The sequence below is a fragment of the Lysinibacillus sp. NPDC098008 genome, from assembly GCF_044760715.1.
GTDB lineage: Bacteria > Bacillota > Bacilli > Bacillales_A > Planococcaceae > Lysinibacillus.
The window spans coordinates 1-26,419 of the sequence record NZ_JBIWBA010000003.1 but is presented as its reverse complement, the minus strand read 5'-3'; the positions used below and the strand labels follow the sequence as shown (position 1 = coordinate 26,419).

The 26,419-nt window shown below is 38.7% G+C and carries 34 protein-coding genes and 1 pseudogene; 12 read left to right on the top strand and 23 right to left on the bottom strand.

Annotation, left to right across the window (positions count from 1 at the left end):
- Window positions 1-59: 59 nt before the first annotated feature.
- The 4 genes from xerD to ACIQVU_RS04845 form a co-directional block, all read right to left on the bottom strand.
- On the bottom strand, window positions 60-962 hold the full coding sequence (gene xerD, locus ACIQVU_RS04860; protein WP_340804980.1) for a site-specific tyrosine recombinase XerD: 903 nt from the start codon (window positions 960-962) through the stop codon (window positions 60-62).
- A 177-nt stretch (window positions 963-1,139) separates the two neighbouring features.
- Window positions 1,140-1,604 (bottom strand): ferric iron uptake transcriptional regulator, encoded by a 465-nt coding sequence (gene fur / locus ACIQVU_RS04855; protein WP_053994113.1) that lies wholly within the window; start codon window positions 1,602-1,604, stop codon window positions 1,140-1,142.
- A 122-nt stretch (window positions 1,605-1,726) separates the two neighbouring features.
- The gene (locus tag ACIQVU_RS04850) at window positions 1,727-2,239 is read right to left on the bottom strand and encodes a hypothetical protein (RefSeq protein ID WP_340804977.1); all 513 of its coding nucleotides are present in this window, start codon (window positions 2,237-2,239) and stop codon (window positions 1,727-1,729) included.
- Between the two features lie 58 nt (window positions 2,240-2,297).
- Complete coding sequence (locus ACIQVU_RS04845; RefSeq protein ID WP_340804974.1) at window positions 2,298-2,849, bottom strand: NUDIX domain-containing protein; 552 nt, start codon at window positions 2,847-2,849, stop codon at window positions 2,298-2,300.
- 76 nt (window positions 2,850-2,925) lie between these two features.
- Here ACIQVU_RS04845 and ACIQVU_RS04840 point away from each other — a divergent pair, with 76 nt between their 5' ends.
- Window positions 2,926-3,825 carry an aldo/keto reductase gene (locus ACIQVU_RS04840; RefSeq protein WP_340804972.1) on the top strand — a complete coding sequence of 300 codons (900 nt, stop codon included), beginning with the start codon at window positions 2,926-2,928 and terminating at the stop codon, window positions 3,823-3,825.
- On the top strand, window positions 3,822-4,298 hold the full coding sequence (locus tag ACIQVU_RS04835; protein WP_340804971.1) for a VanZ family protein: 477 nt from the start codon (window positions 3,822-3,824) through the stop codon (window positions 4,296-4,298). The genes ACIQVU_RS04840 and ACIQVU_RS04835 overlap by 4 nt, the downstream gene beginning before the upstream one ends.
- 50 nt (window positions 4,299-4,348) lie before the next feature.
- Here ACIQVU_RS04835 and ACIQVU_RS04830 read toward each other — a convergent pair whose 3' ends face one another.
- Genes ACIQVU_RS04830 through ACIQVU_RS04820 form a run of 3 tightly spaced genes read right to left on the bottom strand, consistent with a single transcriptional unit; the run spans window position 4,349 to window position 6,349 of the window.
- Window positions 4,349-4,873: a hypothetical protein gene (locus ACIQVU_RS04830; RefSeq protein ID WP_340804969.1), complete on the bottom strand. Its 525-nt coding sequence runs from the start codon at window positions 4,871-4,873 to the stop codon at window positions 4,349-4,351.
- 2 nt (window positions 4,874-4,875) lie between these two features.
- Window positions 4,876-5,142: a YqkE family protein gene (locus ACIQVU_RS04825; RefSeq protein WP_340804968.1), complete on the bottom strand. Its 267-nt coding sequence runs from the start codon at window positions 5,140-5,142 to the stop codon at window positions 4,876-4,878.
- Window positions 5,143-5,164: 22 nt separating this feature from the next.
- A complete protein-coding gene (locus tag ACIQVU_RS04820; protein WP_402894135.1) occupies window positions 5,165-6,349 on the bottom strand; it encodes an acetyl-CoA C-acetyltransferase in 1,185 nt (394 codons plus the stop codon).
- Window positions 6,350-6,555: 206 nt separating this feature from the next.
- Between ACIQVU_RS04820 and ACIQVU_RS04815 the strand changes: the two genes are divergently transcribed.
- Window positions 6,556-7,533 carry an alpha/beta hydrolase gene (locus tag ACIQVU_RS04815; protein WP_340804966.1) on the top strand — a complete coding sequence of 326 codons (978 nt, stop codon included), beginning with the start codon at window positions 6,556-6,558 and terminating at the stop codon, window positions 7,531-7,533.
- A 47-nt stretch (window positions 7,534-7,580) separates the two neighbouring features.
- Here ACIQVU_RS04815 and ACIQVU_RS04810 read toward each other — a convergent pair whose 3' ends face one another.
- The 3 genes from ACIQVU_RS04810 to sirA form a co-directional block, all read right to left on the bottom strand.
- Window positions 7,581-8,051 (bottom strand): S-ribosylhomocysteine lyase, encoded by a 471-nt coding sequence (locus ACIQVU_RS04810; RefSeq protein ID WP_402894130.1) that lies wholly within the window; start codon window positions 8,049-8,051, stop codon window positions 7,581-7,583.
- 226 nt (window positions 8,052-8,277) lie between these two features.
- On the bottom strand, window positions 8,278-8,496 hold the full coding sequence (locus tag ACIQVU_RS04805; protein WP_004232154.1) for a YneF family protein: 219 nt from the start codon (window positions 8,494-8,496) through the stop codon (window positions 8,278-8,280).
- Between the two features lie 99 nt (window positions 8,497-8,595).
- On the bottom strand, window positions 8,596-9,054 hold the full coding sequence (gene sirA / locus ACIQVU_RS04800) for a sporulation inhibitor of replication protein SirA (protein WP_402894127.1): 459 nt from the start codon (window positions 9,052-9,054) through the stop codon (window positions 8,596-8,598).
- Window positions 9,055-9,272: 218 nt separating this feature from the next.
- On the opposite strand from sirA, the gene ACIQVU_RS04795 reads away from it, so the two are divergent.
- The 6 genes from ACIQVU_RS04795 (at window position 9,273) to ACIQVU_RS04770 (ending at window position 13,927) form a co-directional block, all read left to right on the top strand.
- A complete protein-coding gene (locus ACIQVU_RS04795) occupies window positions 9,273-9,629 on the top strand; it encodes a lmo0954 family membrane protein (RefSeq protein WP_340804945.1) in 357 nt (118 codons plus the stop codon).
- A 15-nt stretch (window positions 9,630-9,644) separates the two neighbouring features.
- A complete protein-coding gene (locus tag ACIQVU_RS04790; RefSeq protein ID WP_340804943.1) occupies window positions 9,645-10,283 on the top strand; it encodes a PspA/IM30 family protein in 639 nt (212 codons plus the stop codon).
- Between the two features lie 113 nt (window positions 10,284-10,396).
- Entirely contained in the window at window positions 10,397-11,080 is a 684-nt protein-coding gene (gene liaF, locus ACIQVU_RS04785; RefSeq protein WP_340804941.1) for a cell wall-active antibiotics response protein LiaF, read from the top strand.
- Window positions 11,077-12,114 carry a sensor histidine kinase gene (locus ACIQVU_RS04780; RefSeq protein WP_340804939.1) on the top strand — a complete coding sequence of 346 codons (1,038 nt, stop codon included), beginning with the start codon at window positions 11,077-11,079 and terminating at the stop codon, window positions 12,112-12,114. Before liaF ends, ACIQVU_RS04780 begins: the two co-directional genes overlap by 4 nt.
- On the top strand, window positions 12,086-12,721 hold the full coding sequence (locus ACIQVU_RS04775) for a response regulator (RefSeq protein WP_340804937.1): 636 nt from the start codon (window positions 12,086-12,088) through the stop codon (window positions 12,719-12,721). Before ACIQVU_RS04780 ends, ACIQVU_RS04775 begins: the two co-directional genes overlap by 29 nt.
- A 279-nt stretch (window positions 12,722-13,000) precedes the next feature.
- Window positions 13,001-13,927, top strand: a complete 927-nt coding sequence (locus ACIQVU_RS04770; protein ID WP_340804935.1) for a DUF2268 domain-containing putative Zn-dependent protease — start codon at window positions 13,001-13,003, stop codon at window positions 13,925-13,927.
- Window positions 13,928-14,330: 403 nt separating this feature from the next.
- Here the strand turns inward: ACIQVU_RS04770 and tkt are convergent, their stop codons facing one another.
- Window positions 14,331-16,325: a transketolase gene (gene tkt / locus ACIQVU_RS04765; protein ID WP_340804934.1), complete on the bottom strand. Its 1,995-nt coding sequence runs from the start codon at window positions 16,323-16,325 to the stop codon at window positions 14,331-14,333.
- Window positions 16,326-16,451: 126 nt separating this feature from the next.
- A complete protein-coding gene (locus ACIQVU_RS04760; RefSeq protein WP_340804932.1) occupies window positions 16,452-16,685 on the bottom strand; it encodes a DUF896 domain-containing protein in 234 nt (77 codons plus the stop codon).
- A 256-nt stretch (window positions 16,686-16,941) separates the two neighbouring features.
- On the opposite strand from ACIQVU_RS04760, the gene ACIQVU_RS04755 reads away from it, so the two are divergent.
- Together ACIQVU_RS04755 and def are read left to right on the top strand one after the other, a co-directional pair.
- Window positions 16,942-17,133: a helix-turn-helix transcriptional regulator gene (locus ACIQVU_RS04755; protein ID WP_340804930.1), complete on the top strand. Its 192-nt coding sequence runs from the start codon at window positions 16,942-16,944 to the stop codon at window positions 17,131-17,133.
- Window positions 17,126-17,704, top strand: coding sequence for a peptide deformylase (gene def / locus ACIQVU_RS04750; protein WP_402894121.1), 579 nt, complete (start codon window positions 17,126-17,128; stop codon window positions 17,702-17,704). The genes ACIQVU_RS04755 and def overlap by 8 nt, the downstream gene beginning before the upstream one ends.
- Window positions 17,705-17,719: 15 nt before the next feature.
- Here def and ACIQVU_RS04745 read toward each other — a convergent pair whose 3' ends face one another.
- Both ACIQVU_RS04745 and yneA read right to left on the bottom strand, forming a co-directional pair.
- Window positions 17,720-18,388, bottom strand: a complete 669-nt coding sequence (locus ACIQVU_RS04745; RefSeq protein ID WP_340804926.1) for a YneB family resolvase-like protein — start codon at window positions 18,386-18,388, stop codon at window positions 17,720-17,722.
- Window positions 18,385-18,699, bottom strand: a complete 315-nt coding sequence (yneA, locus tag ACIQVU_RS04740; protein ID WP_340804923.1) for a cell division suppressor protein YneA — start codon at window positions 18,697-18,699, stop codon at window positions 18,385-18,387. Before yneA ends, ACIQVU_RS04745 begins: the two co-directional genes overlap by 4 nt.
- A 167-nt stretch (window positions 18,700-18,866) precedes the next feature.
- Between yneA and lexA the strand changes: the two genes are divergently transcribed.
- On the top strand, window positions 18,867-19,484 hold the full coding sequence (lexA, locus tag ACIQVU_RS04735) for a transcriptional repressor LexA (RefSeq protein WP_340804920.1): 618 nt from the start codon (window positions 18,867-18,869) through the stop codon (window positions 19,482-19,484).
- Between the two features lie 261 nt (window positions 19,485-19,745).
- Here lexA and ACIQVU_RS04730 read toward each other — a convergent pair whose 3' ends face one another.
- The 9 genes and pseudogenes from ACIQVU_RS04730 to ACIQVU_RS04690 all read right to left on the bottom strand — a co-directional run.
- Complete coding sequence (locus ACIQVU_RS04730; protein WP_340804918.1) at window positions 19,746-20,468, bottom strand: gamma-glutamyl-gamma-aminobutyrate hydrolase family protein; 723 nt, start codon at window positions 20,466-20,468, stop codon at window positions 19,746-19,748.
- A gap of 34 nt (window positions 20,469-20,502) precedes the next feature.
- Window positions 20,503-21,255: a prepilin peptidase gene (locus tag ACIQVU_RS04725; protein WP_340804916.1), complete on the bottom strand. Its 753-nt coding sequence runs from the start codon at window positions 21,253-21,255 to the stop codon at window positions 20,503-20,505.
- A gap of 61 nt (window positions 21,256-21,316) precedes the next feature.
- Window positions 21,317-22,006, bottom strand: a complete 690-nt coding sequence (locus tag ACIQVU_RS04720; protein WP_402894115.1) for a hypothetical protein — start codon at window positions 22,004-22,006, stop codon at window positions 21,317-21,319.
- On the bottom strand, window positions 22,003-22,596 hold the full coding sequence (locus ACIQVU_RS04715; protein WP_340804913.1) for a hypothetical protein: 594 nt from the start codon (window positions 22,594-22,596) through the stop codon (window positions 22,003-22,005). The genes ACIQVU_RS04720 and ACIQVU_RS04715 overlap by 4 nt, the downstream gene beginning before the upstream one ends.
- The gene (pilM, locus tag ACIQVU_RS04710; RefSeq protein ID WP_340804911.1) at window positions 22,596-23,570 is read right to left on the bottom strand and encodes a type IV pilus biogenesis protein PilM; all 975 of its coding nucleotides are present in this window, start codon (window positions 23,568-23,570) and stop codon (window positions 22,596-22,598) included. Before pilM ends, ACIQVU_RS04715 begins: the two co-directional genes overlap by 1 nt.
- A 111-nt stretch (window positions 23,571-23,681) precedes the next feature.
- Window positions 23,682-24,137 (bottom strand): prepilin-type N-terminal cleavage/methylation domain-containing protein, encoded by a 456-nt coding sequence (locus ACIQVU_RS04705; RefSeq protein WP_402894111.1) that lies wholly within the window; start codon window positions 24,135-24,137, stop codon window positions 23,682-23,684.
- Between the two features lie 57 nt (window positions 24,138-24,194).
- Window positions 24,195-24,662 carry a prepilin-type N-terminal cleavage/methylation domain-containing protein gene (locus tag ACIQVU_RS04700; protein WP_340804908.1) on the bottom strand — a complete coding sequence of 156 codons (468 nt, stop codon included), beginning with the start codon at window positions 24,660-24,662 and terminating at the stop codon, window positions 24,195-24,197.
- Between the two features lie 121 nt (window positions 24,663-24,783).
- Entirely contained in the window at window positions 24,784-25,989 is a 1,206-nt protein-coding gene (locus ACIQVU_RS04695; RefSeq protein ID WP_402894107.1) for a type II secretion system F family protein, read from the bottom strand.
- A pseudogene (locus ACIQVU_RS04690) lies at window positions 25,986-26,309 on the bottom strand (type IV pili twitching motility protein PilT); the annotation flags it as partial. The pseudogene ACIQVU_RS04690 and the gene ACIQVU_RS04695, both read right to left, overlap by 4 nt.
- Window positions 26,310-26,419: the final 110 nt, after the last annotated feature.

The window sequence follows — 26,419 nt, the reverse complement described above, 5'->3', positions numbered from 1 at the left end:
TCTATTTTACCAAAAAAAAGTGAAAAATAAAGGTCAGACATCTGACTAAAACAGATTTTTTACGCACGTGGATGAAATTGCTTGTATACCTCAGATAATCTTTTTTTACTAATATGTGTATAAATTTGTGTTGTGGAAATATCTGCATGACCAAGCATCTCCTGCACAGCTCGTAAATCTGCACCATTTTCAACTAGATGCGTGGCAAAAGAATGACGCAATGTATGTGGTGTTAGCTCATGTTTGATGCCTGCCTTTAAGGCATGCTCCTTCATTAATTTCCAACAACCCTGTCTTGTTAAACGTTTTCCCCTTTGGTTAATAAAAAATGCATCTGTTTTTGGGTATTTTCCTTGTAATTGCCCACGAGCACCGTTTAAATAGGCATCAATGGCTGCAAGAGCACTTTTGCCAAGAGGAATAATTCGCTCCTTGCCTCCCTTACCAAATACACGCACAAACCCCATCGTGATATGAACATCCGCCAAATCCAATGCAATCAGCTCACTAATTCGCATACCTGACCCATATAATAATTCTAGCATCGCCAAATCACGAATGCCCTGTGGCTTGCTGCGATTTGGCGCTGCTAGCAATGCCTCGATTTCCTCAATGGATAGGACATTTGGTAATTTTTGTTCAATTACTGGCATTTCTAAATGAACGGTTGGGTCTGTTTCTGCACGTTTTTCTCGCAGTAAAAATTGATGGAAGCTACGAATGGAAGAAATATGACGTGCAATTGTCCGACTTGTTTTTCCCTGCGCTCGCAGTTGCTCTAAATGTCGTAAGATGGTCGTTCTTTCTACACGACTAAAATCAGCTAACCCTTCTGTTTCCTGTAAAAAATGCACATAGTTTTCTAAATCTCGGCGATAGGATGCTAATGTATTAACAGATAATTGCCGCTCTACCTGAATAAAATGGATATAATCCTCTACTGCATATTGAAATTCATTCATCACAACGCCCCCTTACGATCAATTATGCTCTATTTTAGCACGGCTCTAACAAATGTGCGAAAGCCTCCCCAATCAGACATTATCCAACCATTATCGCTAAAAATCGATGATTGCCTTTACATAACAAAAAACTGCCCGATTCAATCTATAGGTAAGATTAAAACAGACAGCTTTTTGTTATTTTTCTTCATCTGATTCGTCGTTTTTATCATGACAGCGCCAGCATATACCGTGGAAAGTTAGTCGGTGATCTTTTATAATAAAGTTCCAACGTTTTTCAACAACGGCTTCCACATCTTCAAGCAGATCCTCTTGAATTTCATCAACAGCACCACATTCGATACAAACAAGATGATGGTGGAAATGGGCAGCTCCCTCTTGGCGTAGGTCATAACGCGATACCCCATCGCCAAAGTTGATTTTGTCGACAATTTTGAGCTCCGTTAATAATTCTAACGTTCTATAAACAGTAGCTAGACCAATTTCTGGTGCTTTTTCTTTTACTAAAAGATAAACATCCTCAGCGCTGAGGTGGTCTTCTTCGTGCTCAAGCAAAACAGCAACTGTTGCCTCTCGCTGCGGCGTCAGCTTGTAACTAGCACTATGCAACTGTTTTTTTATACGATCAATTCGGCTCTCCATGTGACGCCCCCCTAAACTCATTCCATTATACCAAAGGAGTAAATCTTATTACAAGATAATGAATAGATTTCTAGCATGCTTCTACTTTTTTATCTGATCTTTGTTTCTGTTTAGTAAACTCATCATTTTAACACAAAAGATACAATTATAAACTCAGCAACTATTATGATGAAAAATGCGATAAAATTCAACAAAATTGTCTGACCAGATACCTGTTTCCCGATTTTTCGCTTTGACCAAGCAGGTACAAGCAAATTGCATAGGACTAGCAACAATATACAATAGATAAGCTGAAATGGAAACCACCAAATCGTATAAAGCCAAAAAGCTTCAAGTTTTTGTAATAAAAAAACTGAACTAAAGCCAAAAAAGGTTGCACGCATTGCAACGGTCACGCGCACCAAAACCTTTAAAACGCTATGTGTTGCTAGCAATAGTATAAGACCTATAGAAATAGCAACAGGTAGCACAAGACGAAAAATAGATTGCCTGTCCCCATCTGCTAAACGAGGCTCTATAAATAAAATAAATGGCTCCGCTTTCGGCCCACCAATAATATGAAAGAAAATAACGCCACAAACAAAACTTACCGCAATGATGGAAGCGTGATAAAATATAGACACCGTACGCGACATAAACATGCTCCTTTTCTATCAAGGTTTGTACAGCTTATGCTCGTCCGTTTCTATTATGCTAAAGATTACTTTGTAAATTTGCAGCAAGCCAAACAACTGCAAATGCAGTTTTAGCATCATATATACGCTGATCTACTACCATTTGTTGTGCCTCTTCCAACGAAACTTCTAATAGTTCGACAAATTCATCCTCATCTAAATCTGCTTTCTGGTCAATTTTATATAATCCTTTTGCAACAAATAAATAGATAATCTCATCTGCAAAGCCTGGAGATGTGGCAAATGCTTGTAAAAACGTTAAGCTTTGCGCCCCATACCCTGTTTCTTCCTCTAGCTCACGACGTGCTGTTACGACTGGCTCCTCACCAGGCTCAAGCTTCCCGGCTGGAATTTCAATAATGGAGCGTTCAAGTGCCTTCCGATATTGCTCTACTAGCACTAATTTCCCTTCCTCCGTAACAGCAATCACTGCTACAGCGCCTGGATGCTTAATAATTTCCCGTTTGGCAGTTTGCCCATTCGGTAATGTAACATCATCAATCTGTAATTTTATAATTCTACCATCATAGATGGGTGTTGTTTGAATCGTTTTTTCCTCAAACTTTTTCATTAACGATAACCTCGCTTGTTCTTCAGATATGTTCATTGTACCATTACAAATAGAGGAAACGAAGGAGGACGCTTTTATGAAAAAAAGACAGCTCGGTACAAGTGACTTATTTATTTCAGAGATTAGTTTAGGAGGCATGTCTTTATCAGCAGATAAAAAGCAGGCAGCTAGTATTGTTGATATGGCGCTCGATGCTGGCATCAACTATATTGATACAGCCGATTTATATGATTTTGGCACAAACGAGAAGATTATTGGAGAAATTTTAGGCAACCGTCGCCAACAGGTGATTCTTGCCACTAAGGTAGGAAATCGCTGGACAGAAGGTGTTGAGGGTTGGCATTGGGATGCATCACCGTCCTATATAAAAGAAGCTGTACATGCTAGCCTACAACGTTTAGGTACGGATTATATTGATGTCTATCAACTCCATGGAGGCACAATTGAGGATGACTGGGATGGTATTATTGATACATTTGAAGGATTGAAAAAGGATGGACTTATTCGTGAATATGGTATTTCCTCTATCAGACCAAATGTACTAAAACGCTTTTTACCAGCAAGTCATGCTAAAAGTGTCATGATGCAATATAGCGTATTAGATCGTCGCCCTGAGGAATGGTTTGAATTTATTGCAAGTGAGGGTGCATCTGTTGTCACACGTGGTACAGTTGCAAAAGGTTTATTAACAAATAGCTGGCAGCAACGTCTTCAGCGTAGCAATGGCTTTAACACCTATACAACAGAGGAGCTAACAACAACACTAACAAAGCTCGCTTCGCACTATGATGATTTACATGCGTTAGCAATTGCCTTTAATTTAAAAGAATCAGCAGTTGCCTCAACGGTAATTGGAGCAAGCTCACAGCAACAGCTGGCACAAACGCTCGCCGCCTATGAAAAAATAGCTTCAATTGTCGACTTTACAACAGCTACTACACAGACCAAACAGGAGCAATACCAAGAACATCGATGAAAAAATGGCTTATCTTCATTGCTTTTCTAAGCATATTAGTAGTTTGCTCCAGCATGACCTATGAGCAGCAAAGTATCCTACCAGAGCTAGAGGAGCTATTAGCTGATAAGCCTTTTGAAAAACAGCTAGCTCTATTAAAAATTCCTTATTGGGATACGGTTGTTTCAATTGAAGAACGTGGCTATTTTCCATTTATCGAATTTTTAATTCGAAAATTAACGCACTTTATTGGCTTTGGGTGTATCGCTCTTGCTATCTATTTTGCATGGGGCAAACGAAGCTTTGCAGCAGGTGTTGCCATTGCTGGAACTGCCATTATCGCTATCTTGGACGAATTTCGCCAAAGCTTTACACCAGGTCGCACCATGAGCGCCCATGATGTACTCGTTGATACGGCTGGAGCTATTCTATTTGTTGGCGTCATTGTAGCATTCAAGAAAATACGGAAGACTTCTCAAAGCAATAAGCTATAAATGAAAAGTACGAGAAATCACTTATTAATAAATGGATTTCTCGTACTTTTTTAAATATTTGGTCGTTCTGTATCTCTCTGCTGTATATATGCCATTACTTCATCTATATCCAGTTCAAACATCACACTGCTATTTGTTACTGGCTGAAAATAATAATCTACTTTACGCTTGCCAAATTGCTGCTCTAGTTCTTTCCATTGTCTAGCTGGCAGCAATACAAAAGCCAATGTATCATCGCCTAATGATTCCATAAACCAACGAATTTGATAGCGAGGAGAGAGCATATCCTGCATCGCTCGAATAGCGCTATCTCGATCTGTTCGGTCATCGGCAAAGGGAATCGTCATCATTTTTTCTTGAGAGGTTAGCACAATATCCACACCTCTAGGCTTATCGATCTCAGCTATTTTACAAGCTATTTGGTCTGTTATAGGCAACTGTTCATTAAAGTAAGCAATTACATCTTCTTCAGCTTCTCGCCAATCAATCCAAACAAGCACATTAAATTGTTCATAAATGTCTTCAACTATAGCATGCTTTAAAAACTGTGCAACTTGCTGTTGATTTGTCAGCATGCTTAATACTTCGACCCTTTGTCGCCATATTCGTTGAGCAGTTCTTCAAAGGATTTATTTTTTTCACGTTGCTTGCGTTCAAACGCCAGTTGTGCTTGGCGTTCTTCCTCTGCTGCACGCTCTTTTGCTGTTAAATCCTGCTTCGTTGCCTTTAATTTAGCAAGCACATCGCCTCCTAGCTGATCGGCTAATGTCACTGCCTTTTGCTCTGGCAAGCTAGCTGTTATGCTATTATCTGTACGTTGCTGTTGTTTTCGTTTCTTTCCCATTGCATTCACCTTCTTATTGACATTAAGGGCGCTTCACAACTGTTGCAACGCCTTGTCCACCACCTATACATAATGTGGCTAAGCCCGTTTTGGCATCACGCTTTTGCATCTCATGCAAGAGTGTCACTAAAATTCGAGCACCACTTGCACCAATTGGATGTCCAAGAGCGATTGCACCCCCATTTACATTTAGTTTATCATGATTAAAGCCTAATTCACGATCTACAGCAATCGATTGTGCTGCAAACGCTTCATTTGCTTCAATTAACTCAATATCCTCTAATGCTACCGCTGCTTTTGTTAATGCTTTTTGCACGGCTTTCACAGGACCTGTTCCCATAATCGCAGGATCAACGCCTGCACTTGCATTTGCTGCAATTAGTGCCATTGGTTGAAGACCTAACTCCTGTGCCTTGTCCTTCGACATAACGACAACCGCCGCAGCGCCATCATTAATGCCTGAAGCATTCGCTGCTGTTACTGAGCCTTCCTTTTTAAAGGCTGGTCGTAGCTTTGCTAATGACTCTGCCGTAACACCTGCACGTGGAAATTCATCCTTATTAAATAAAATGGGCTCTCCCTTGCGCTGTGGAATTGCTACAGGAACAATTTCATCCTCAAATTTCCCAGCAGCAATTGCCGCCTCTGCACGTTGCTGTGAACGCGCTGCAAAAGCATCTTGCTCCTCGCGTGAAATTTGATAAGCATCACATAAATTTTCTGCTGTAATGCCCATATGATAATCGTTAAAAGCGCACCATAAACCATCATGAATCATTGTATCCACGACCTTTTGATCGCCCATACGGAAGCCTTCTCGCGCATTTTTTAAGACATACGGTGCTTGACTCATATTTTCAAAGCCACCTGCTACAATAATATCAGCATCTCCTGCCATAATAGCTTGTGCTGCTAAATGAACGGCTTTTAAACCAGAGCCACATACTTTATTAATTGTTAAAGCCGATACCTCCTGTGGTAAGCCAGCTTTAATGGCTGCCTGACGCGCTGGATTTTGTCCAAGCCCAGCCGATAAAACATTCCCCATAATCACTTCATCAACCTGCTCGCCTGCTACACCTGCACGTGCTAATGCCTCTTTAATGACAATGCTTCCTAAAGCTGTTGCTGGTACATCCTTTAATGTGCCCTGAAATGAGCCAATTGCTGTCCGCACAGCACTTACAATTACTACCTCATTTGTCATGTCTATTCTCCCCTTTTCCCCGTTCAAAATCAACACTGCATGCATATGCTATTAGCAGATATGTATAGTTTAACAAATGTTTTGCTGTTTTTCGATAATAGAAATAATCGCAGTTTTGCTAAAGTTATTGTAAAATGTTGTCGTGTTTTAAACAATTTCAGTTGGGAACATTACAAATAAGGAACAGCATGTGGAGGTGTTTTAGTATGAAAAAAAAGAAGATGCTTTTATTCTCAGGTATTACAACAACGCTAGCTGCAGCAGCAACAGGGCTGTTCGGCTTTGCGCTTTCTAATAAATTAATGTACATTCAGCAAAAAGACCCTGACTTTGTTCGTGAACGGGAAACGACTGCCAAGCGCTTTGATGAAGCTTGGTACAATAAGAATTTGAAATGCGAGCTCAATATTGATTCACCCAATGGCTATACGATTCGAGGTATTATGTTTCAGCCTTTACAAACCAATAACACCATCATTATTTGTCACGGTGTTACCGAAAATAAAATTAACTCTGTGAAATATGCTCGCTTATTTGAGCGGCTTGGCTATAATTCCGTTATTTTTGACCATCGTCGTCATGGCGAATCGGGCGGCAAAACAACAAGCTATGGTCACTATGAAAAATACGACCTCGATGCCGTTATCAAAACCGTGAAGGCGATGATTGGCGAGGACGCTATTCTAGGTATTCATGGTGAATCAATGGGCGCTGCAACAATGCTACTTTATGCTGGAACAGTAGAAGATGGTGCTGATTTTTATATTTCTGACTGTGCATTTTCTGACTTCTCAATGCTGTTGAAGCAGATTGCCAAAACTGAATTTAAGTATGGCTCCATTATCCCCGTTCGCTTTGCCGATTTTTTTGTACGTATACGTGATGGTTACTCCCTCAGAAGTATTACACCCACTGAAGCCGTAACGCGCATCCAAAAGCCTGTGCTTTTTATCCATAGTATTCCAGATGCATTTATACCAGCATCAATGTCACTGGATTTATACAATAAAAAAACAGGCCCTAAAAAATTAAAGCTATTTGATACAGGTGCGCATGCCCAATCCTTTAATGAAAATATGGATGAATACGAAGATTTAATTCATGATTTTTTAGAAAGTTTTATTTACCCAAAAATTAACCAAGATGCTTCCTCCTCATCCAATGTGATCCCATTTCATTTTTAAGGCAAATAAAAAACCTTGCTGAAGCTCGGCAAGGTTTCTTCTATTTTTTATTCTGCAAAAACAATATGCCATTCATCGCGCTTTGCTAAAAACTCTTGTGCTAATGCTTGTGCACCCTCTAAACTATGACTAGCTGCCCAGCCACATTGCACTTCATTGCAGGCAGGTACTGCGGTTGCCTTTGTTACATCTGTAAAGGTTTTCTCTAAAATAGTTAATAAATCCTCATAATCATTATGATTGATCAATGATACATAGAAGCCTGTTTGACAGCCCATTGGACTAAAATCCACAATATGATCGGAATAATTACGAATAATATCCGCTGATAAATGCTCTAAGGAATGTAATGCAGGCATTTCCATATGCTCTTTGTTCGGCTGTTTAAAGCGAATATCATATTTATACACTTCATCGCCATTTTTTCCTGTTTTCACACCCGCTAAACGCACATACGGAGCCTTTACCTTTGTGTGATCCAAATCAAAGCTTTCTACATTTGTTTTTTCTTTTGTCATAGTGGACAACCCCTTTTCACATACTCTCAATTATTATAACGAGTTTTAAATAAAAAAGCGAAAGGATGTCCCATTATTGAACGCTCTATCCGTCAATTTGAGAATGCTATCCGTCACTTTCACAGTTCTATCCGTCACTCTCATGGCTCTATCCACCACTTCTATTTCCACATAAAAAAACTGCTTAGAAAAGAACTCTTTCTAAACAGCTACTGTGTCATTCCAACTATTTTTGGAATTTATTCATTTGTGCCATCATTTGACGTACTTGCTTTTCAGACGGCGTACGACCCATTTGCGCCATCATCATACGAATCATTTGCTCATTAATAGGTGGGTTTTCTTTTAAATATTTCATCATAGCCTGACGAGCGAAATAGAAACCAAGTGCCGCGCCCGCTGCTAATGCGATAATTACGATAATAATCCAGCCCCATGTAGGCATACAACCAACCTCCTCCACTACAATATACCGAGAAAAAACTCTCCACGCACCATTATACATGAAATAATAGCGTGTTACTATATATTGTAGTGAATTTTCCTAATGCATTGTATACTTCATTGGCTTTAACCACCCACACTCATTTTCCTGCTTATTAAAAGCAATAAAGCGTTCACTCATTTTCGCAAGCATCTGAAATAAATCCAAATCTAGCATTCGTGATCCTTCACAATATACGCAAATCTTTCGATCAACTAAATAAATCGCCATTTTTCCTTTTATCGGATGTTCTAAAAACAAAGCATTACGGGTCTTCTCTAAATGTGCATATTTGGAATCAAGTTGCTGCTCTAGCATTCTTGCAATATCATCGAAATGCATGGATTCACATATATATGCAAGCTCCTTCAAGGATTTCTCATTGGCGTCTTCACAGCCTTGCATCATTTCCAACAACTTGCGCTCTCTGCCAAAAATAAATGTTAAATGCTCTTCTTTTATCTTATATATAGAATAGGTTCTCACCAGAAATCCTCCTTCGCTCAGTTTCTTTTCCATTAGTATAGCTCATCCAATGCTGTTAATTTGTCAAATGGAGGAGGAAGCTATCTTCTATTTTTGTCGAAAAGCTTCTAGTTTCAGTTAAAAATCTCCTCTTTCCTAGCCGCTTAGAAAGCTCTCAGCCTCAAGACCTAGTGCAAAATCAATTTCGAGTCCGTTTTAGATAATCTCATAAATCGGTAACATAAAGGTACAAACGAAAGGAGCTAAAACATATGAAAAAATTTCTATTATTAACAGGAGGCATCATCGCAGCATGTGTTGCACTTGCCTTAATCGGACCGCTGGCAGGGTTACTATTCTCTGGATTATTTGTTGCACTTGGGATGCACTTCTATATTGCAAGCAAGTCAACATTCGGTAAAATCTTCTGGTTTACAGTTGGTCTAATTGGTGTGCTATCAGCAATCTCAAACATCCCAGCAATGATTGGTCTTGCAGCTATCGCTATTGTTTATGTTGTCTATAAAAAATGGAATGGCGAAGATGTAAACATTCCTACACTTGAAGGTAAAAAAGAAGAAGACCCATTTACAAACTTTGAAAAAGAATGGTCAAACTTAACAAAATAAAAGGAGAGAATGAATATGAATTTATTTCAACGTTTTAGATATACAGTAGAGGCAGACTTACACCACTTATTTGATAAAAAGGAACAAAAAAATCCAATTGCGATGCTAAATCAGTATATTCGTGAAGCAGAAAAGCAAACAGAGCAAACAGGAAAATTATTAGAGCGACAAGGGCAATTAAAAGAAAAGCTTGAGCAAGAATATAAGCAAAATGCAGATATACTGGCAAAACGTGAAGCACAGCTGGCTTTAGCTCAAACTAGTGGTGAGCAAGATTTAATTGATTTCGCAACAGATGAAGTAACAGCTTATACAGCTCGTAACCATACATTGCAAGCAAGCATTGAGTCAAGTACACGTGAATACTTTGAGCTAGAGCGCAAATTTGAAACAATGAAGCATAAAATTAAAGATATGAAAGTACGTCAATTACAGCTGATGGGTAAGGAAAATGTTACACGCGCCCACCATCAAATGGACGGTATGATTGCTAAAAACAATCAAACAAACTTTGAGGATTTAGAATCTTACATTGATAAATTGGCTTACCAAATCGATAAAGATCATGAAGTAACAACTTTTGAGGCAAGACTGGCAGAATTAGAAAAAAAAGCAGCAGAAGAAAATTCACCGTTGCTAATTGAAAATAAATAACATGGTATAATGGAAGCAATGCGCCTACTTTCAAACGGCGCATTCTTTCACGTTTCACACTAGAGGGACCCATTCCCTCTCTATACAATTATGTAGAAGGAAGGGTGACCCTCTTGCAAAATTTCACAACTAATAAGCTTACATTTTGGGTGCTATGCTTCTTTTTACTCATCTTTGTGGAGCTAACCGTTTTTAATAATGGTGGTGCATTTTGTTTATTAATTGGAGCTGTACTGCTTTATTTAAGCTTTTCCAAAAAAATTCGCTTTTTTAAATGGACAGGAATTTTCTTCATTGCCATTGCTTTGTTCACGATGTGGAGCTTACGTTTATTTATTATTTCGATACCTTTATATATGCTTTATCAATATTTACAACGAGAAAATGAGCCTAAAGTAGTTGGTGCAGAGCTTTTTGAGCCCCTCCCTACAACGAAAAGTGATTTAATTGGCACAATGTCAGCGCCGACTGAAGCATACAAATGGCAAGATGTGCAAGTTCAGCGTCTTGCGGGTGATATTACCATTGATACAACGCAAACAATCTTACCGACTGGCACTAGCTTTATTACTATTCGTCAAGGAATCGGCAAAGTGCAAATTTATCTTCCTTATGAAATACCGTTCCGTTTGCACTATACAACACTATTTGGTGAGCTTACTTGCTTGCATGTAGGACCTCAACGTATAGTAAATGAAAGCATTAGCTTTTCTGATGGAAACCCTGAGGATGCGAAGCGGATACTCGTTATTCATGTAGCAACATGGCTTGGAGATTTGGAGGTGCTACGTAAATGATTGCCTTTATCTCGAGATTATTTACCTTATTCTTTATTTTAATGAGCGCTACTTTTGGTCTGCTTGTTGCTATTTGGGGAAATCCAGATGAAAAAACATGGGAGCCTTTATGGCAGCAGCAGTATGATAATATTCCTTTTGGTGGTATTATTGTGCTTAGTCTTTTTGTGCTTAGCTTACTCATTGCAAGCTGGATAAGTATGACAGCTCGTGCACGAGAGGCACAGGCAACACGGGTAATCAAGCAGTTAATCGAGCCTGACTTTGTACTGCCTAAAAAGCAAGGCCTTCCAAAGTCATTCAAAAAAGCTATTGAACAAACAAGTACATTAATTGATACGCAGCGTAAAAGCTTACAGCGCCTATCCAATGAACGAGCAGAGGCGAATGATAAAATTATTCAGGAGCGCATTATTGCGGAGCGCCAGCGTCTAGCTAGAGAGCTACATGACTCTGTATCACAGCAATTATTCGCAGCCTCCATGCTGCTTTCTGCTTTAACTGAAAACGAAGAAAACGCAACGAGCCTGAAACAGGTGGAAAAGATTGTACAGCAGGCACAGTTAGAAATGCGTGCCTTATTGCTACATTTACGACCTGTTGCCCTGCACAATAAAACATTGGCACAAGGCTTAGAGGAGCTAATTATTGAGCTTCAGCAAAAGGTTTACTTCCATATTGAATATGAGCTAGAGGAAATGGCTTTAACAAAGGCAGAGGAAGACCATTTATTCCGTATCGCACAGGAGGCTCTTTCTAATACATTGCGCCATGCAAAGGCTAGTGAAGTAGAATTGTTGCTTATTGCCCGTGATGATTTAGCCATTTTACGTATTCAAGATAATGGTTCAGGCTTTGATGTGGAGGCAGATAAATCAACCTCCTACGGCTTGCAAAATATTGCAGAGCGAGCAGTTGAAATTGGCTGTACGTATAAAATTGTATCAGTGCCGGGAGAAGGGACAATTGTGGAGGTTAAAATTCCACTACATAAGGAGGAAGAGCATGACGATTCAAGTGCTTATAGCGGATGACCATGAAATGGTACGAATTGGCGTGTCAGCCTATTTATCAGCCCAGCCAGATATTACGGTTGTCGGTGAGGCTGAAAATGGTAAGGAAGCCGTTGAGCGTGCCCTTGCCCTTAAGCCAGATATTATTTTAATGGACAATGTAATGCCCATTATGACAGGTGCTGAGGCAACGGCTGAAATTTTAGCGGCATGGCCTGAGGCAAAAATTATGATTGTGACTAGTTTTTTAGATGATGATAAAGTCTATCCTGCCTTAGAGGCTGGCGCGGTAAGCTATATTTTAAAAACATCGAACGCAAAACAAATCGCCGATGCCATTCGTAAAACAATGGGCGGTGAAACGGTATTGGAGCCAGAGGTTACCTCTAAAATGATGCATCGTATGCGCCATGGCAATAGCGTCCCCCTTTATGAGCAGCTTACAGAGCGCGAAATGGAAGTATTATTGTTAATGGCACAAGGTAAAGCAAATCAGGAAATTGCTGATGAGCTATATATTGCCTTAAAAACAGTGAAAACACATGTTAGCAATATTTTAGCAAAGCTTGAGGTACAAGATCGCACCCAAGCTGTTGTCTATGCATTTCAAAATGGCTTAGCTAAATAACAGGTATAGGAAAACTGCATGTCGATATGCAGTTTTTTTCTTTTCTCAGGTTGAAGTGCTTATTTTCTAGTAAAAAAGTTTATCAGCTCACTGACACGATCCACCAAATATGTAGGCTTTTCATTTTTCAATTCCGCCAGTAAGCCAAAGCTGTATGTAACCCCAATTAATACAACACTATATTTTTTATCTACTCACCTTTTTTGTTAAAAATCCCCAAACAATATAGTACTATTAATTAAAATACAAAAATTTCAAAGTAAAGGGTGGATTGAATTGATGAAATATTTACAAGGCTTTGCACTATTTATCATCACATGTTCGATAGTTAGTGCCTGCACACCTCAAGAATCTAAACCGGATATTGACAGTATCACAGTATCATTTGAACATCCTCAAACAAAGCAAAAATTTAAAATAGTCCATGCTTATGAACTATATCAAAACTTTACAGAACAAGTTGAAAGCGAGCCAAGCCGTTCACAATCGGCTATTTATAAGGAGGAGGTCATTACTCCTGTATATAATGCATGCTTTAGCAATGGTGAATATATAAACTTAGCTGAAATGGTACTAAATGTCACACCTAAGCAATTAACAGCAAATAAATTATTAAGTGAAGAAATTGACAGAGAAGCAACAGAAAAAAGTATAAAAGAAGCACTTTTTAAATCTGCAGAGCTTCTTCCTACAAAAAATGAAACAACTGTCTGTGTTTTTCCTACCACAAATGTAATCGCAAGTATGGCAACGATAGGAGCAGGTAAAATAGCGGTACTATACGATACATACTATAATGATGAAATTATCAAAACTTCAATTGCTCATGAATATCATCATAGCGTTTGGACTGAAAAGCGTCTTCAAACTGAAGGAACGGTATTAGATAATATAGTGTTTGAAGGAAAAGCAGTAATGTTTGAAAAATTAGTTTATCCTAAGCTAAATGGTACAGCAGTGGATTTCACCTATAATAAAGTTTATTGGTCCAAAATTGTAGAGGACCTTGAAAAGAAGGACTTAGAGCGATCATTTGAAATTACTTTAGGGAGAAATGGTCTTCCTGACAATTATGGTTATAATGAAGGCTATAAAATGCTTCAGTCTTATTTGGATTTACACCCAAATACAACGGTAGAGGAATGGACTGCCCTAAGTGCAAAAGAGATTTTCGAAAAAGGAAACTATCTTACAAATTACCAATAGAACTTTTTATCGTTTGATACGTTAGTATCCATAAATGAATAGCCGCTTTACTTATCAGCACTTTATTAAAAATAATAACTTTGTATTACTTGACCCTGTTTTTATCGTACTGTTACTGTTCTCCATTATGCTACTTGTGATAGTTTTGATAAAGAAAGTGCCCATTTGGCTATGCACCCTTTTCAGCAGCTTAACCATTATTGTTGCTGCACAGCTTCTTTGGCTCTCTGACATGTTGCTGATAAGCTAGGGATTGGTGGTGCAAAGGTATTTACCCTTTTTATCGGTATATTGGTAAGTTACTGTCTTGCTTTATAGATTGCTTTAAAGAAAAATACGAAAAAATACCGCAACGCTCAGTCGATGTTTAAATTCGCTGAGTGTTGCGGTACTTTTATATAGCTTATAGTGCTTTTACTTTTGCTACAACATTTTCTACTGTAAATCCGTATTTTTCGATTACTAATTCACCTGGTGCTGATGCGCCGAACTTATCAATTGCAAGTACATCACCTTCAAAGCCTGTATATTTATGCCAGCCGAATGATGCACCCATTTCAATCGCAAGACGTTTTGTTACCGCTTTTGGCAATACAGCTTCTTTATAGGCTGCATCTTGCTTTTCAAAGCGATCCATAGATGGCATTGACACAACGGCTACATCAATACCGTCTGCTTTTAATGCTTTTTGTGCTTCAACTGCAAGCGAAACCTCAGAGCCTGTTGCAATTAAAATCGCATCTGCTACTTCTTTTGTAGCAGGAGATACGGTATAAGCACCTTTTGCAACACCTTCACGTACTGTTTCAATAGAGGCATCCAGTACAGGAAGATTTTGGCGAGATAATACTAAAGCTGTTGGTGTTTTTTCGGATGCTACGGCAAGCTCCCAAGCTACTGCTGATTCATTAGCGTCTGCTGGACGAATCACAGAAAGATTTGGCATTGCACGTAATGATGCAAGATGCTCAACTGGCTCATGTGTTGGACCATCTTCCCCTACTGCAATGGAGTCATGCGTAAAGACATAGGTAACAGGTAAGCCCATTAATGCGGATAAACGAATCGCTGGACGAACATAGTCAGAGAATACAAAGAATGTACCACCAAAGACATGTAGCCCTCCATGAAGAGCCATTCCGTTTAAAGCTGCACCCATTGCAAATTCACGTACACCGAACCAAATATTGCGACCTGCATAGTCATCTGCAGAGAAATCGCCAGCACCTTTCATCGTTGTTTTGTTAGAGCCAGCAAGGTCAGCAGAACCACCAAAGAATGATGGTGTATTCTTCGCGATTGCATTAATAGCATCGCCTGAAGAAGAACGAGTTGCCACTGATTTACCTGCCTCATATACAGGTAATGCTGCAGCAAAGTTCTCAGGTAATTCACCATTCATTGCTTTTTCAAATTGAGCTGCTAATTCTGGGAACTCTTGTTGATAAGCCGCAAATTTTGCATTCCAAGCTTCCTCAGGCTGTGCACCTTGCACTTCTGCTGCTGCTGCGAACGTATCGTATACTTCAGCAGGAATTTGGAATGGCTCGTGTGCCCATTCATAAGCAGCCTTTGTTAAGGCAACCTCATCTGTACCAAGTGGCGCACCATGTGAGTCTGCTTTACCTGATTTATTTGGCGAACCAAAGCCAATAACTGTTTTCACTTCAATCAATGTTGGTTTACCAGTTGATTTTTTAGCTTCTTCAATCGCTGCATTAATGGCAGCAACATCTGTGCCATCCTCAACTTTTAAGTAGTTCCAACCATAAGATTCAAAGCGTTTTTGCACGTTCTCTGAGAATGATTTTTCTAAATCACCGTCTAAAGAAATATCATTTGAATCGTAAAGCACGATTAATTTTTCAAGCTTTAAGTGACCTGCTAAAGAAATAGCCTCTGCTGCTACACCTTCCATTAAGTCACCATCGCCACATAGGGCAAATGTATAATGGTCAACAATTTCATGACCCGGTTTATTGTAAGTAGCTGCTAAATGACGCTCTGCCATTGCCATACCTACCGTCATCGCAATACCTTGTCCAAGTGGGCCAGTTGTTGCCTCTACGCCTACTGTATGACCATATTCAGGATGTCCTGGTGTTAATGAATCCCATTGACGGAAGTTTTGAATTTCTTCCATTGGTAAACCATAGCCTCCAAGGTGCAGTAAGCTGTATAGAAGCATCGAACCATGACCAGCTGATAATACAAAACGATCACGATTATACCATTTTGGATTTGCTGGATTATGGCGTAATTGTTTTGTCCAAAGCGTATAAGCCATTGGCGCTGCCCCCATTGGTAAACCTGGGTGACCAGAATTTGCTTTTTCAATAGCATCGATTGACAAAGTTCGGATAGCATTAATTGCTAATTGATCCGCATGTTGAGTCATTATGTTGTGACATCCTTTCTCATCCTAAATCTTATTCTTCTACAGTTTAGTCAACATTGCTTTAGAAAACAATGCTTTTATTATATCATTTGTATTTTCCAGCACACATTTAGCAAATGTGTCACATTAATTTAGAAATTTATTTTTCTTCGCTTGTTTAACCTTCTCTGGTGTTACATCATTGCCTTCTACATCTACTACTTTTACATTTTCAATCGTATTGCGCATTGTTGCTCGGAATGTGTCTAAATATTCCTTACGAAGTGCTGTTTGTTCCTTCGCCTCTGCCTCTGTTAATTGTCCGCTTTTCGCCTTAGCAGAAAGTTCATTAATGCGATTAAGCTTTTCTTTTGATAACATTATTACACACCTTTCAGTATCTATCTTAATAACCTCAGTATGCAAAGTATAGCATGCTTTTTCGTAAAATGCAGGTATACCAACCTTTCATCATTCTTGAAGGGATTGATTATCGTTCCCTATATAAGGAGCTACAAATTTAAGCAAGGTTAGGAGGAGGAATAGCATCAATGATAAATGTCTAATTAGTTGGACATTTATTGAGAAATTTCATATACTAAATGTCTAATACTTTGGACAAAGCGGAGGGATATAGGTGAAAAATATCATTAAAATCTTAAGAACAAAATTAGGATTAACACAGGCAGACCTTGCACAGCAATGTGGTGTTGTTCGACAAACCATTAACTGTATAGAAAACGATAAGTATGACCCTACTCTTGAATTAGCCTTTAAAATCGCTAAAGTATTAAATAGTCGAATTGACGAGGTATTTATTTATGACTAAATTTCATCCAGCATATATGATAACAATGAAAGATTTTGTGAAAGAGGACTCGCCTTTATTACGCAAAAAAACGGCTGAGGTGACAATACCTGTTACAAAAGAGGATCAAGATATTTTATTATCCATGCTGCAGTATTTACAAAATAGCCAAGACCCCATGCTGGCGAAAAAGTACAAATTACGGCCAGGGAGTGGGCTATCTGCGAATCAAATCGGACTGGATAAACGAATGTTTGCTGTACTGTTTAATGACCATGAACAAAGGCAGGAAATGATGTTTATCAACCCTAAAATTATCAGTCATTCAGTAAATATGATTTACTTACCTGAAGGAGAAGGCTGCCTCTCTGTCAATCGACCTGTTCATGGTTTTGTACCGCGCTATGAGCGAATTAAAGTAAAAGCCTATGATATACACGGGCAAGAATTCATTATGTCGTTACAAGGATATGGTGCTATTGTTGTCCAACATGAAATGGATCATTTAAACGGCATTATGTTTTATGACAGAATCAATAAAGAAAATCCATTTAAGCTACCAGATAATGTGATAATTGAAAGCTTATATTAAAAAGGATTAGCGGGCTTATGAGTTGCCTGCTAATCCTTCTTGATATTCTTGGAATCGGCGATGAACAGTTGCTTTACTTACTTCAAAGCCCAATCCCTTCAATGTGATTGAAATTTCCTCAAAGGTAAATCCACGCTTACGCAAATTAATAATTTCTTCGACTGGTAGCTCCTTACGCTCCTGCCCGTATGGATTCCCACGATTGGATAAGTTATTTTCAGGACGATAGCCATTTTCCACAGCCCGTCGCATACCACGACGAATTTTAGCATTATGAATTCTGCGCTGGTACTCCTCGACAATCGCTAAAATCTCAAGCAACATCGTATCCATTTCATTTAGCTGAACAGGTCCTGCATCCCGCATAGAAAACACATTTGTTGCTGATTTTTGCAATAAATGTAGCACCGCCATTCTTGCATTGCCACGACCTAAGCGTGTTTCATCTTGTACAAAAAGAGCATTAATATTCTTTTCTTTAATAAAATCCAGCATTTCAAGCAAGCCTTCTCGTTCCACATCATAGCCACTATGCTTATCCTGAAAAACGCCCTTTACCTCATAGCCCTGCTCCCTTGCATAGCATTGCAGTTCTTCCTGCTGACGCTCTAAAGAGGAGCTTTGTGTTTCTTTCTCAGTGCTCACACGACAATAGACAACGGCTGATAGTTGATTATTTCTCATTGTTCATTTCTCGCAATTTCAATTGTTTTGATGCGATTGGCTTGATCATCCAGTACAGGTATTACTAATGATTTACCAGCTACAATTTTAATATCTAGTAGTTCATTTTCTACTTTTACAAGCTTAATCCAATCATCTGTACTCATTTTACCACGATATTGTTCTGCTAACGACCATAAGCTATCTCCATGCTCAACCTGAATTTCTGCGTAACGTATATCTCCTGGATCAGTAATGTAAAGGTATGCTGCAAACAGTAAACAAGTTCCTACTAAAATTGAGATATGCGTATTTTTCTTTAACCAAATCATAGTCATTACCCCTTTTCTAGAATGTTTGTTCGGAATGTATGTTCTTATAATAAAACGAACAAACGTTTTTGTCAAACACTTTTTTCGAACCTATGTTTGCATACATGTTCGTATTCTGTTATACTAACAAATAAGAAGAATAATATTAGAAAAAAGAGGTGAGCAATATGAAAAAAGTTTCAAAAAGACAAGAGGATATTTTAGCTTTCATTAAAGAAGAAGTACGAACTAAGGGTTATCCACCATCAGTACGTGAAATTGGGGAAGCAGTTGGACTTGCTTCAAGCTCAACGGTTCATGGTCATTTAGCTCGGTTAGAGCAAAAGGGTCTTATTCGCCGTGACCCTACAAAGCCACGCGCAATTGAAATTTTAGAGCCAGAGGAATCCGTTCAAAAGCAACATGTTATTCATGTGCCGCTTGTCGGGAAAGTTACAGCTGGTTCTCCTATTACAGCGATTGAAAATATCGAAGAATACTTCCCATTACCAGATGCCTATGGCACAAGTGAGGATCAATTATTTATGTTAGAGATTATGGGTGAATCCATGATTGAAGCAGGTATTTTAGATGGGGACTTAGTCATTGTCAAGCAAAGGTCAACTGCTGATAATGGAGATATTGTTGTAGCCATGACAGATGAGGATGAGGCAACTGTCAAGCGTTTCTTCAAAGAAAAAAATCATTTCCGTTTACAGCCTGAAAACTCAACAATGGAACCAATTATCGTTGATCAAGTTTCCATTTTAGGACAAGTTGTAGGTCTTTATCGCCGTGTTCATTAATATTTTAAAATACACATAAATTTTTTGAGGATTATGCATTTCTTTGCTGAGCATGTCCTCTTTTTATTTTTATAGGTGAATGTTCCTGCGAGAGTAACCGCTATTCGCTCCATGCGTCAAACTAATCATTCAAGAAATTACAGCCAATATGATGTATCGCTACTATAAATCGAAGCCAGCATTAAGTATGTCTTTGCGGTTGCATATAAAAGAAGCAAAAGCCAGCGAGAGCGAACTTCTCAATAGCTTTTGCCTACAACCCTACATATGTTTCTTAAATTTCAAACTCGCCTCAATAAATGCTGAGAATAGCTTTAACGCATGCTGATCTCCTACAGTAGCTAGTTCCTCTGGATGCCACTGCACAGCTAAACAAAATGGTAGCTCCTTGTACACCATCGCTTCAACAATACCATCACTTGATAGTGCCGCTGCTTGACAGTTATCGGCTAGTATCTTTACAGCCTGATGATGCAATGAATTAACAGCGATTTTTTCCTGCCCTATTATATCCATTAATAAATTATTAGCCGCAATTTGCACATAATGCGTTGCCACCATTCGATCTGATTGTTGCGCATGCTGTAACAGCTTTGTACCAGCATAGTCGCTATCAATATCTTGATACAATGTGCCACCTAGCGCAACATTTAATATTTGTAAGCCACGACAAATACCGAAAATAGGCATTTTCCGCGTAATTGCTTCCTCAATTAAAGCTACCTCTACCGCATCTCTTGCGGGATGAACTTTTCCTATGTTTGGTGAAGGATCTTCGCCAAACAGGAACGGATGTATATCATGACCTCCAGATAGCAATAAACCATCTGTAAGAGCTAATATTTCTGCTACATCCTGCTCTACGCCAATGGGAATAATTAGCGGGATACCTCCTGCTTCAATAATACTTTTACTGTAAGCAGCATTTAACTGTGAAGATAAACTATCGTCCACAAAGGCTGTAATACCAATAATTGGCTTCACCCAATCCCCTCCATACTTACGAAAGATTCAACAACTACCAAAACCCTAAATACCAATGTATAAACGAGTCACCATAGAAATAAACAATTATTGCTGCTAATGCAATCGATGGCCCAAATGGAATGGGTGTTTTTCTTCCTTGTTTTCGTTTTGCTAATACTACTAACCCGACAACTAAACCAATAACGGCTGCTAAAAATAGTGTTAACAGTACATTTATTGTACCAAGGGCAAGACCAATTAAAAAGAATAATTTAATATCGCCTCCCCCCATACCGCCTCTGGACACAACGGCAATACCATATAATATGCCAAAGCCAACGACAGCACCTACAAGGCAATCCCACCACGGTGTGAGGGGCGATAATATGCGCCCGATAAGAAGAAAAGGCAAAAAGAATAGCAGCACCTTATCTGGAATTAGCATATAAGCAAAATCTGATACAACGATAATTATCAATAATGAAATAAATAATAATGCGACAATCAATTCGAGCCCCCAGCCTAGCTGCCAATAAGCAAAGGCAAAGAATACGCCTGTGAGCAGCTCCATCATTGGGTAAAGCCAAGAAATTCGATAGCCACAGCTTCGACATTTTCCACCCAAAGATACATATGACAAAACAGGCACTAAATCACGTGCTGTTAATTGCCTATGACAATTGGTGCAATGTGAAGGTGGCTGGATAATTGATTCCTTTTTTGGTATTCGTAAGCCAACGACATTATAAAACGAACCAAAGACAAGCCCAAAAACAAAGAAAATAATTGTATAAACCAATGTCAAATTGTGATCCCCCTAAACAAATAGACGCCCATACAGTTGAAGTATGGTGCGTCTATAATCGTTATTGTTCCCCATCATAATAGAACGTCGTCACTTGAACCGTAGCCTGTAAAGTAATATCTTCTTGTGTTAGCTGCTCCTGCTCTCCTGGTAATTCAAACTCAATCATATCTATTTTCATGACACGCTCTAGTTGTTCAATCTCTCGTAAGAAGCCTTCAAGAGAAGTAGAATCAAGTGCATCAACCTCTAAAATAAACGTAATAAGCTTTAAATTAGCTGGTAGCGATTCCTTCGAAAGAGAGGCAATTGGTGTATTTGTTTGCTCCTCGCTCTGCTCCCCATTTACTTCTGCTTCGGCTTGCTCCAGCATATTCAGATCGGCAGTTACATCTGCTTCTGTAACAGCTCCATCCTCATTATGAACCGTTAATGAGTCAATACGTGTGCCCGTCACTTCCTCAATTTCAGCTAAATCAAGGATAATTTTTTCAACTGCTCTTGTAGCAGGCAGCTTTTGTCTTAATGTTAAAATATTAACCGTAGGCTGCCCCTGCTCCTTGTCCAATTGAGCAAGCTGTTCTTTTATACTAGAAATCTCTTGTTGTATTTGCGTCACACTATTTTCCTTCAGTGCCACATCCTCTAACTTCGGTAATAACAAATAATAGTAAAACGCAAATAAAATAGCAGCTACTAAAGCAACTAACAGAATAATCGTTGAATGTTTACTACTTGTTAATTTATTCATGAGCGTCGTCCTCCAGCTAAATACATAAAGTCAATTGTCGCTGTAATGGACACAGAATAGCGAGGAACCTCTTTAAATTTTTGCTCAGGTGTTAGCTCCTTCTGCTCGCCAAGCTCTATCTCAAAGTTAGATACAGTATTAATTTGTGCATCTGTAAAAAAGTTGCTCATTAAAAGCCGCTCAACATAGATTGATATATCTGTCATTGTTTCAAAATCCACTTCAATATTGACTGTGTTGGCTCCAAAAACATAGCTACGCAAATAAGCTTGCGCTGGTAATAATATTTTTGTTTCATCAATAAGTGGTGTTACTGGATAGGAAACGCTTTGAATAAATGCTATAGACTCCTCCAATGAGCCTTGATCAACACTTTGTCTTGCATCCAGCTCTTCCCGTAATTGCTCAAGCTGTGTTGTGAGTGCCTGTTCTTCAGCAGTTAAACGTGCTACATCATTTTTAGCATTAAAAAATAAAAAGATAAAATACGCAATAATAATGCCAATAAGTAATAGAATCAAACCATAGAGAAGCTTTGGAGAAGCTTTTCTTTTTTCAAGCTGCGGTAAGAGGTTAATATCTGGAACCATTAATGAACCTCCTTTAAAGCTAAGCCAAGCAACGTTGAAAACTCTTTTTTAAAGTGTGGGAAAAGCTCCTCAATTTGTGTGTCGGTAATGACTAGCAATGGTGTATCTAAATTAGATGCCAATAAATTTCCTATGGACTTTAACAATGGATTATCACCAAGCATAATCATTTCATCCACTGTTTTTTCACCTTTATGCAAGGAGAATTTAAAGAAATTCATAATTCGATCAATCTCTAAAACTTGATCCATAACAATCATTTGATATTCTTCTGTTTCACCACTATAAATAAATTGATAATTAAATTCATCAACCATTTTTCCCTGCCATTTTTCTATATCTGTATCAATGGATTGATAACGTAGAAATTCAACCTGACCATTGGAAAAAATACTGATTGATAGCTCATTAATGGACCATTCAGCAATTAAATACGTTTTATCAGGTGCTAGCAATGCCATATGGTCCAGTAAACGGATATTACATAAAGCGCGAATATCTGCAGCTTCAGGCTCTAAGGAAACATCCAAGAGCATCCCTACCATTTTGGTAATTTCCTCTGAAGGCGCTGCAAATAATACAGCCTTGCCATCCTCTGCATCCGCATCATACACATCAATTAATGGGTCTTGAAAGGGTAAATGAATCGAGTGACCTAGCTCCATTTCAGCATAGCCACGCAATTCCTGTGATTGCACATCTTTTGGATGTTCAAACGTTTTTAGTAATACGGTTGTATCAGGCACAAATAGCCGAACAGCCTGTTTTTTGCCTGTCCATTTCACAACCTGCTCCTTAATAATCTCAAAAAGAGCTACTTCATCGACAATTGTGCCATTTTCCACAATTCCAGTTGCTAAAGGATATTCATAAGCTTGCCACTGACTAGGCTCTGGTCCTTTCGCCACAATCGCACGCAGCACATAATCCTTTAATTCAATCGAAACATGCGATTTTTTCTTTCTCTTAAACATGAGAAAAGACCTCCCTTCCTATTCAGTATAAAGGATATTTCCAATTAGTCATCCATTTCCCAGCCAGAAACGTAAGAAAATTTACGTTTCTGAATGGGTTGGGATGACTGATTAAGGAGTTTCAGGTTCTCCGCCTGCATTTGTTAATGCTGTATTAAGTTGCTGTTCAGTTAATGTATTATTAGTACCAAGAGTAATATCGCCAAGTATCTCCGTTCTAAGTTCACCAAATCTTTCATATGAAATGGACCACTCATTATCTGCATAAGTAGCAGAAGCATCGTGTTCAGTTAAGTCAATGCCATCCACAAATTGTTGTAATGCGGCTGCATTACATGTACCATTTTCCGCACAAACTCCATCAATATAAGCAATTTTTGCACCTGCAAGGATATTGGATGCTTCTGCTAAAATCGCACGGTCTTTGGATTTATTAATGATGTTACCAATGGCAGGGACAGCGATTGCTGCGATAATTGCTAGAATCACAATAACAGCTAGTAACTCTACTAATGTTAAACCCTTTTCATTTTTCAATAGCTTTTTGTTTTTCCATTTTTTCCACATAAAGATTCCTCCTTAAAATTTTTTTATATGAAGTGTGTGCACACAAGCTTCTGAACATTATGGCGAGCCTACACAATCTCGCCCGATACATCTGCCGCCGTTTCCTTTGCTGCCATTGCGAATATCATCAGCAATATGCTGGAGGGTGGCATTATCAAAATTAATATACTTGCCATTGCTATAATAAATGGCATGGGCATTGAAATAATATGCGCCATCCATAAATTGAACATTGGCATTTTGACCTTCTGCATCTGCCTCTAATATTTTACCTGCACTATCTAAATAGCCTTCTGCTACTAATTCTTCTACTTCAACCATTTGCCATTGCCCAGCAGTTGGATGCTCCATAAAATAAAACTGTGCAGCATGAATCACATTGATAGCATCTGCCTTTAATGCCTTATAGCGCGAATTATCAATCGTATTACCTATTGCTGGGATTGCAATTGCTGCAACCACCGCAAGAATAACAATAACGGCTAGTAGCTCTACTAATGTTAAACCTTTTTGATTTTTAAGCATTGCGCTCCCCCTTAATCAGTGAAACGGAAAGTATTTAGATACCCACTTTCTGTATTTCTTTTCTTAAGGTGTATGCTCTAACGTAAGTAGACATCTGTAACGATCGAATCTTTTGATAATATTACATATTTTCATATAATTGGAACATCGGTAAGAAAATCGCTGCGACAATCACACCTACAACAAGTGCAAGCACAACAATCATTAAAGGCTCGATAAGTGATTTAATCGTATCAACAGCACGATTTACTTCTTCCTCATAAAAATCAGCTATTTTTTCAAGCATATAATCCAATGAGCCTGTTCGCTCCCCAATAGATGTCATTTGCGTAACAAGTGGTGGAAATAGCCAGCTTTTTTCAAGTGGCTCTGATAATGTACCACCCTTTTCTAAATTATCGCGCGCCTCTAGCACGACCTTGCCAATGACTGGATTCCCCCCAACCTTTTCAACAATTGTTAGGGCTTGTAGAATTGGCACAGAGCCACTAAATAATGTAGCCAAGGTTCTTGTCATCCTGGCGATAACATCCTTTTGTAAAAGCTGCCCAAAGATTGGCATTCGCAGTAAAAAAACATTGACAGCATAATGAAACTCTTTATTATTTTTATAGAAAAAGTGAAGGCTGATAGCTATTACAATGAAGGCTAGCACTACAAGAAGCCAAAACTGAATAAGCCAATTGCTAATACCAACAACAATAACCGTAATTAATGGCATATCTAAATTCATTTCTTCAAAGGCATCCATAAATGTTGGCACAATAAAAACCATTAAAAAGATACCAACAACGATTGTTAATAGTGATAATATCGCTGGATATGTCATCGCAGATTGAATTTTTTTCTTAATATTGTATTGCTTTTCAAGTGTGCTTGCTAGGCGATCTAATGTATCATCCACGCTACCTGTTGCCTCGCCTGCGCGCATCATATTGACAAATAACAGCGGAAAGACCTTTGGATGCTTGCCTGCTGCCTCTGAAAATGCCATCCCATTGCGAATATCCTCTTCAACCTGCATTAATGCTCGTTTCAATGGTTTACTACGTGTTTGCTCACCTAAAATATGCGTAGCTTCTACAACAGAAACGCCTGCACGAATTAATGTTGCATACTGTCGGCAATAAATAACAAAGTCTTGGTGTTTTACTTTTGTTCCAATAGCAATCTCTTTATGTAAAATGCTATTCGATTCTTGAAGTTCTCGCGCATTAATTCCTTGTGCTCTTAGCTTTTCCATTGCAACATTTTTATTAGGTGCTTCGATAATGCCCTTTTTTGGTGCACCTGTTTTCGTACGACCACTATAGCGAAATATTGTCAATTATAATCACCATCGTTCATATATGGGCGTGCATCTGCCAATGAAATTTTCCCTGTTGCAATTAAATGCTGCATTGAAGCCTCTAATGTGTGCATCCCTAAAGCTTTGCTCGTTTGCATAACACTTGGAATTTGATGGATTTTTTCATTGCGAATTAAATTTGAAATAGCAGGCGCCTGCACTAAAATTTCTGTTGCTGCAATACGCCCTTTTACATCCTTACGAACAAATAAACGTTGAGATACAATGCCTTGCAGTACATTCGCAAGCTGTACACGAATTTGCCCTTGCTGATGTGGTGGAAAGACATCAATAATACGGTACCAAATTCTTTGTAAATTGTTACAAATTAACTAATGTTTGTAATGTTATATAGAAAGCCGTGCGTGTCGGTAAACGGCACGTAGCGAGGGTTAACTGCGGGCAATCC

What these genes read in the sequence shown, in the direction of transcription:
- ACIQVU_RS04840 (WP_340804972.1), top strand. Translation starts at nt 2,926, where the DNA reads ATGAAAAAAAGACAGCTCGGTACAAGTGACTTATTTATTTCAGAGATT.
- ACIQVU_RS04825 (WP_340804968.1), bottom strand. Translation starts at nt 5,142, where the DNA reads ATGGGAAAGAAACGAAAACAACAGCAACGTACAGATAATAGCATAACA.
- ACIQVU_RS04745 (WP_340804926.1), bottom strand. Translation starts at nt 18,388, where the DNA reads ATGAGAAATAATCAACTATCAGCCGTTGTCTATTGTCGTGTGAGCACT.
- ACIQVU_RS04705 (WP_402894111.1), bottom strand. Translation starts at nt 24,137, where the DNA reads ATGTGGAAAAAATGGAAAAACAAAAAGCTATTGAAAAATGAAAAGGGT.
- ACIQVU_RS04820 (WP_402894135.1), bottom strand. Translation starts at nt 6,349, where the DNA reads ATGACAAATGAGGTAGTAATTGTAAGTGCTGTGCGGACAGCAATTGGC.
- ACIQVU_RS04795 (WP_340804945.1), top strand. Translation starts at nt 9,273, where the DNA reads ATGAAAAAATTTCTATTATTAACAGGAGGCATCATCGCAGCATGTGTT.
- ACIQVU_RS04805 (WP_004232154.1), bottom strand. Translation starts at nt 8,496, where the DNA reads ATGCCTACATGGGGCTGGATTATTATCGTAATTATCGCATTAGCAGCG.
- fur (WP_053994113.1), bottom strand. Translation starts at nt 1,604, where the DNA reads ATGGAGAGCCGAATTGATCGTATAAAAAAACAGTTGCATAGTGCTAGT.
- ACIQVU_RS04775 (WP_340804937.1), top strand. Translation starts at nt 12,086, where the DNA reads ATGACGATTCAAGTGCTTATAGCGGATGACCATGAAATGGTACGAATT.
- def (WP_402894121.1), top strand. Translation starts at nt 17,126, where the DNA reads ATGACTAAATTTCATCCAGCATATATGATAACAATGAAAGATTTTGTG.
- tkt (WP_340804934.1), bottom strand. Translation starts at nt 16,325, where the DNA reads ATGACTCAACATGCGGATCAATTAGCAATTAATGCTATCCGAACTTTG.
- xerD (WP_340804980.1), bottom strand. Translation starts at nt 962, where the DNA reads ATGAATGAATTTCAATATGCAGTAGAGGATTATATCCATTTTATTCAG.
- ACIQVU_RS04760 (WP_340804932.1), bottom strand. Translation starts at nt 16,685, where the DNA reads ATGTTATCAAAAGAAAAGCTTAATCGCATTAATGAACTTTCTGCTAAG.
- ACIQVU_RS04830 (WP_340804969.1), bottom strand. Translation starts at nt 4,873, where the DNA reads ATGCTGACAAATCAACAGCAAGTTGCACAGTTTTTAAAGCATGCTATA.
- ACIQVU_RS04845 (WP_340804974.1), bottom strand. Translation starts at nt 2,849, where the DNA reads ATGAAAAAGTTTGAGGAAAAAACGATTCAAACAACACCCATCTATGAT.
- ACIQVU_RS04850 (WP_340804977.1), bottom strand. Translation starts at nt 2,239, where the DNA reads ATGTCGCGTACGGTGTCTATATTTTATCACGCTTCCATCATTGCGGTA.
- lexA (WP_340804920.1), top strand. Translation starts at nt 18,867, where the DNA reads ATGAAAAAAGTTTCAAAAAGACAAGAGGATATTTTAGCTTTCATTAAA.
- yneA (WP_340804923.1), bottom strand. Translation starts at nt 18,699, where the DNA reads ATGATTTGGTTAAAGAAAAATACGCATATCTCAATTTTAGTAGGAACT.
- ACIQVU_RS04835 (WP_340804971.1), top strand. Translation starts at nt 3,822, where the DNA reads ATGAAAAAATGGCTTATCTTCATTGCTTTTCTAAGCATATTAGTAGTT.
- ACIQVU_RS04720 (WP_402894115.1), bottom strand. Translation starts at nt 22,006, where the DNA reads ATGAATAAATTAACAAGTAGTAAACATTCAACGATTATTCTGTTAGTT.
- ACIQVU_RS04780 (WP_340804939.1), top strand. Translation starts at nt 11,077, where the DNA reads ATGATTGCCTTTATCTCGAGATTATTTACCTTATTCTTTATTTTAATG.
- ACIQVU_RS04770 (WP_340804935.1), top strand. Translation starts at nt 13,001, where the DNA reads ATGAAATATTTACAAGGCTTTGCACTATTTATCATCACATGTTCGATA.
- ACIQVU_RS04700 (WP_340804908.1), bottom strand. Translation starts at nt 24,662, where the DNA reads ATGCTTAAAAATCAAAAAGGTTTAACATTAGTAGAGCTACTAGCCGTT.
- ACIQVU_RS04810 (WP_402894130.1), bottom strand. Translation starts at nt 8,051, where the DNA reads ATGACAAAAGAAAAAACAAATGTAGAAAGCTTTGATTTGGATCACACA.
- ACIQVU_RS04815 (WP_340804966.1), top strand. Translation starts at nt 6,556, where the DNA reads ATGAAAAAAAAGAAGATGCTTTTATTCTCAGGTATTACAACAACGCTA.
- pilM (WP_340804911.1), bottom strand. Translation starts at nt 23,570, where the DNA reads ATGTTTAAGAGAAAGAAAAAATCGCATGTTTCGATTGAATTAAAGGAT.
- sirA (WP_402894127.1), bottom strand. Translation starts at nt 9,054, where the DNA reads ATGGAAAAGAAACTGAGCGAAGGAGGATTTCTGGTGAGAACCTATTCT.
- ACIQVU_RS04790 (WP_340804943.1), top strand. Translation starts at nt 9,645, where the DNA reads ATGAATTTATTTCAACGTTTTAGATATACAGTAGAGGCAGACTTACAC.
- ACIQVU_RS04715 (WP_340804913.1), bottom strand. Translation starts at nt 22,596, where the DNA reads ATGGTTCCAGATATTAACCTCTTACCGCAGCTTGAAAAAAGAAAAGCT.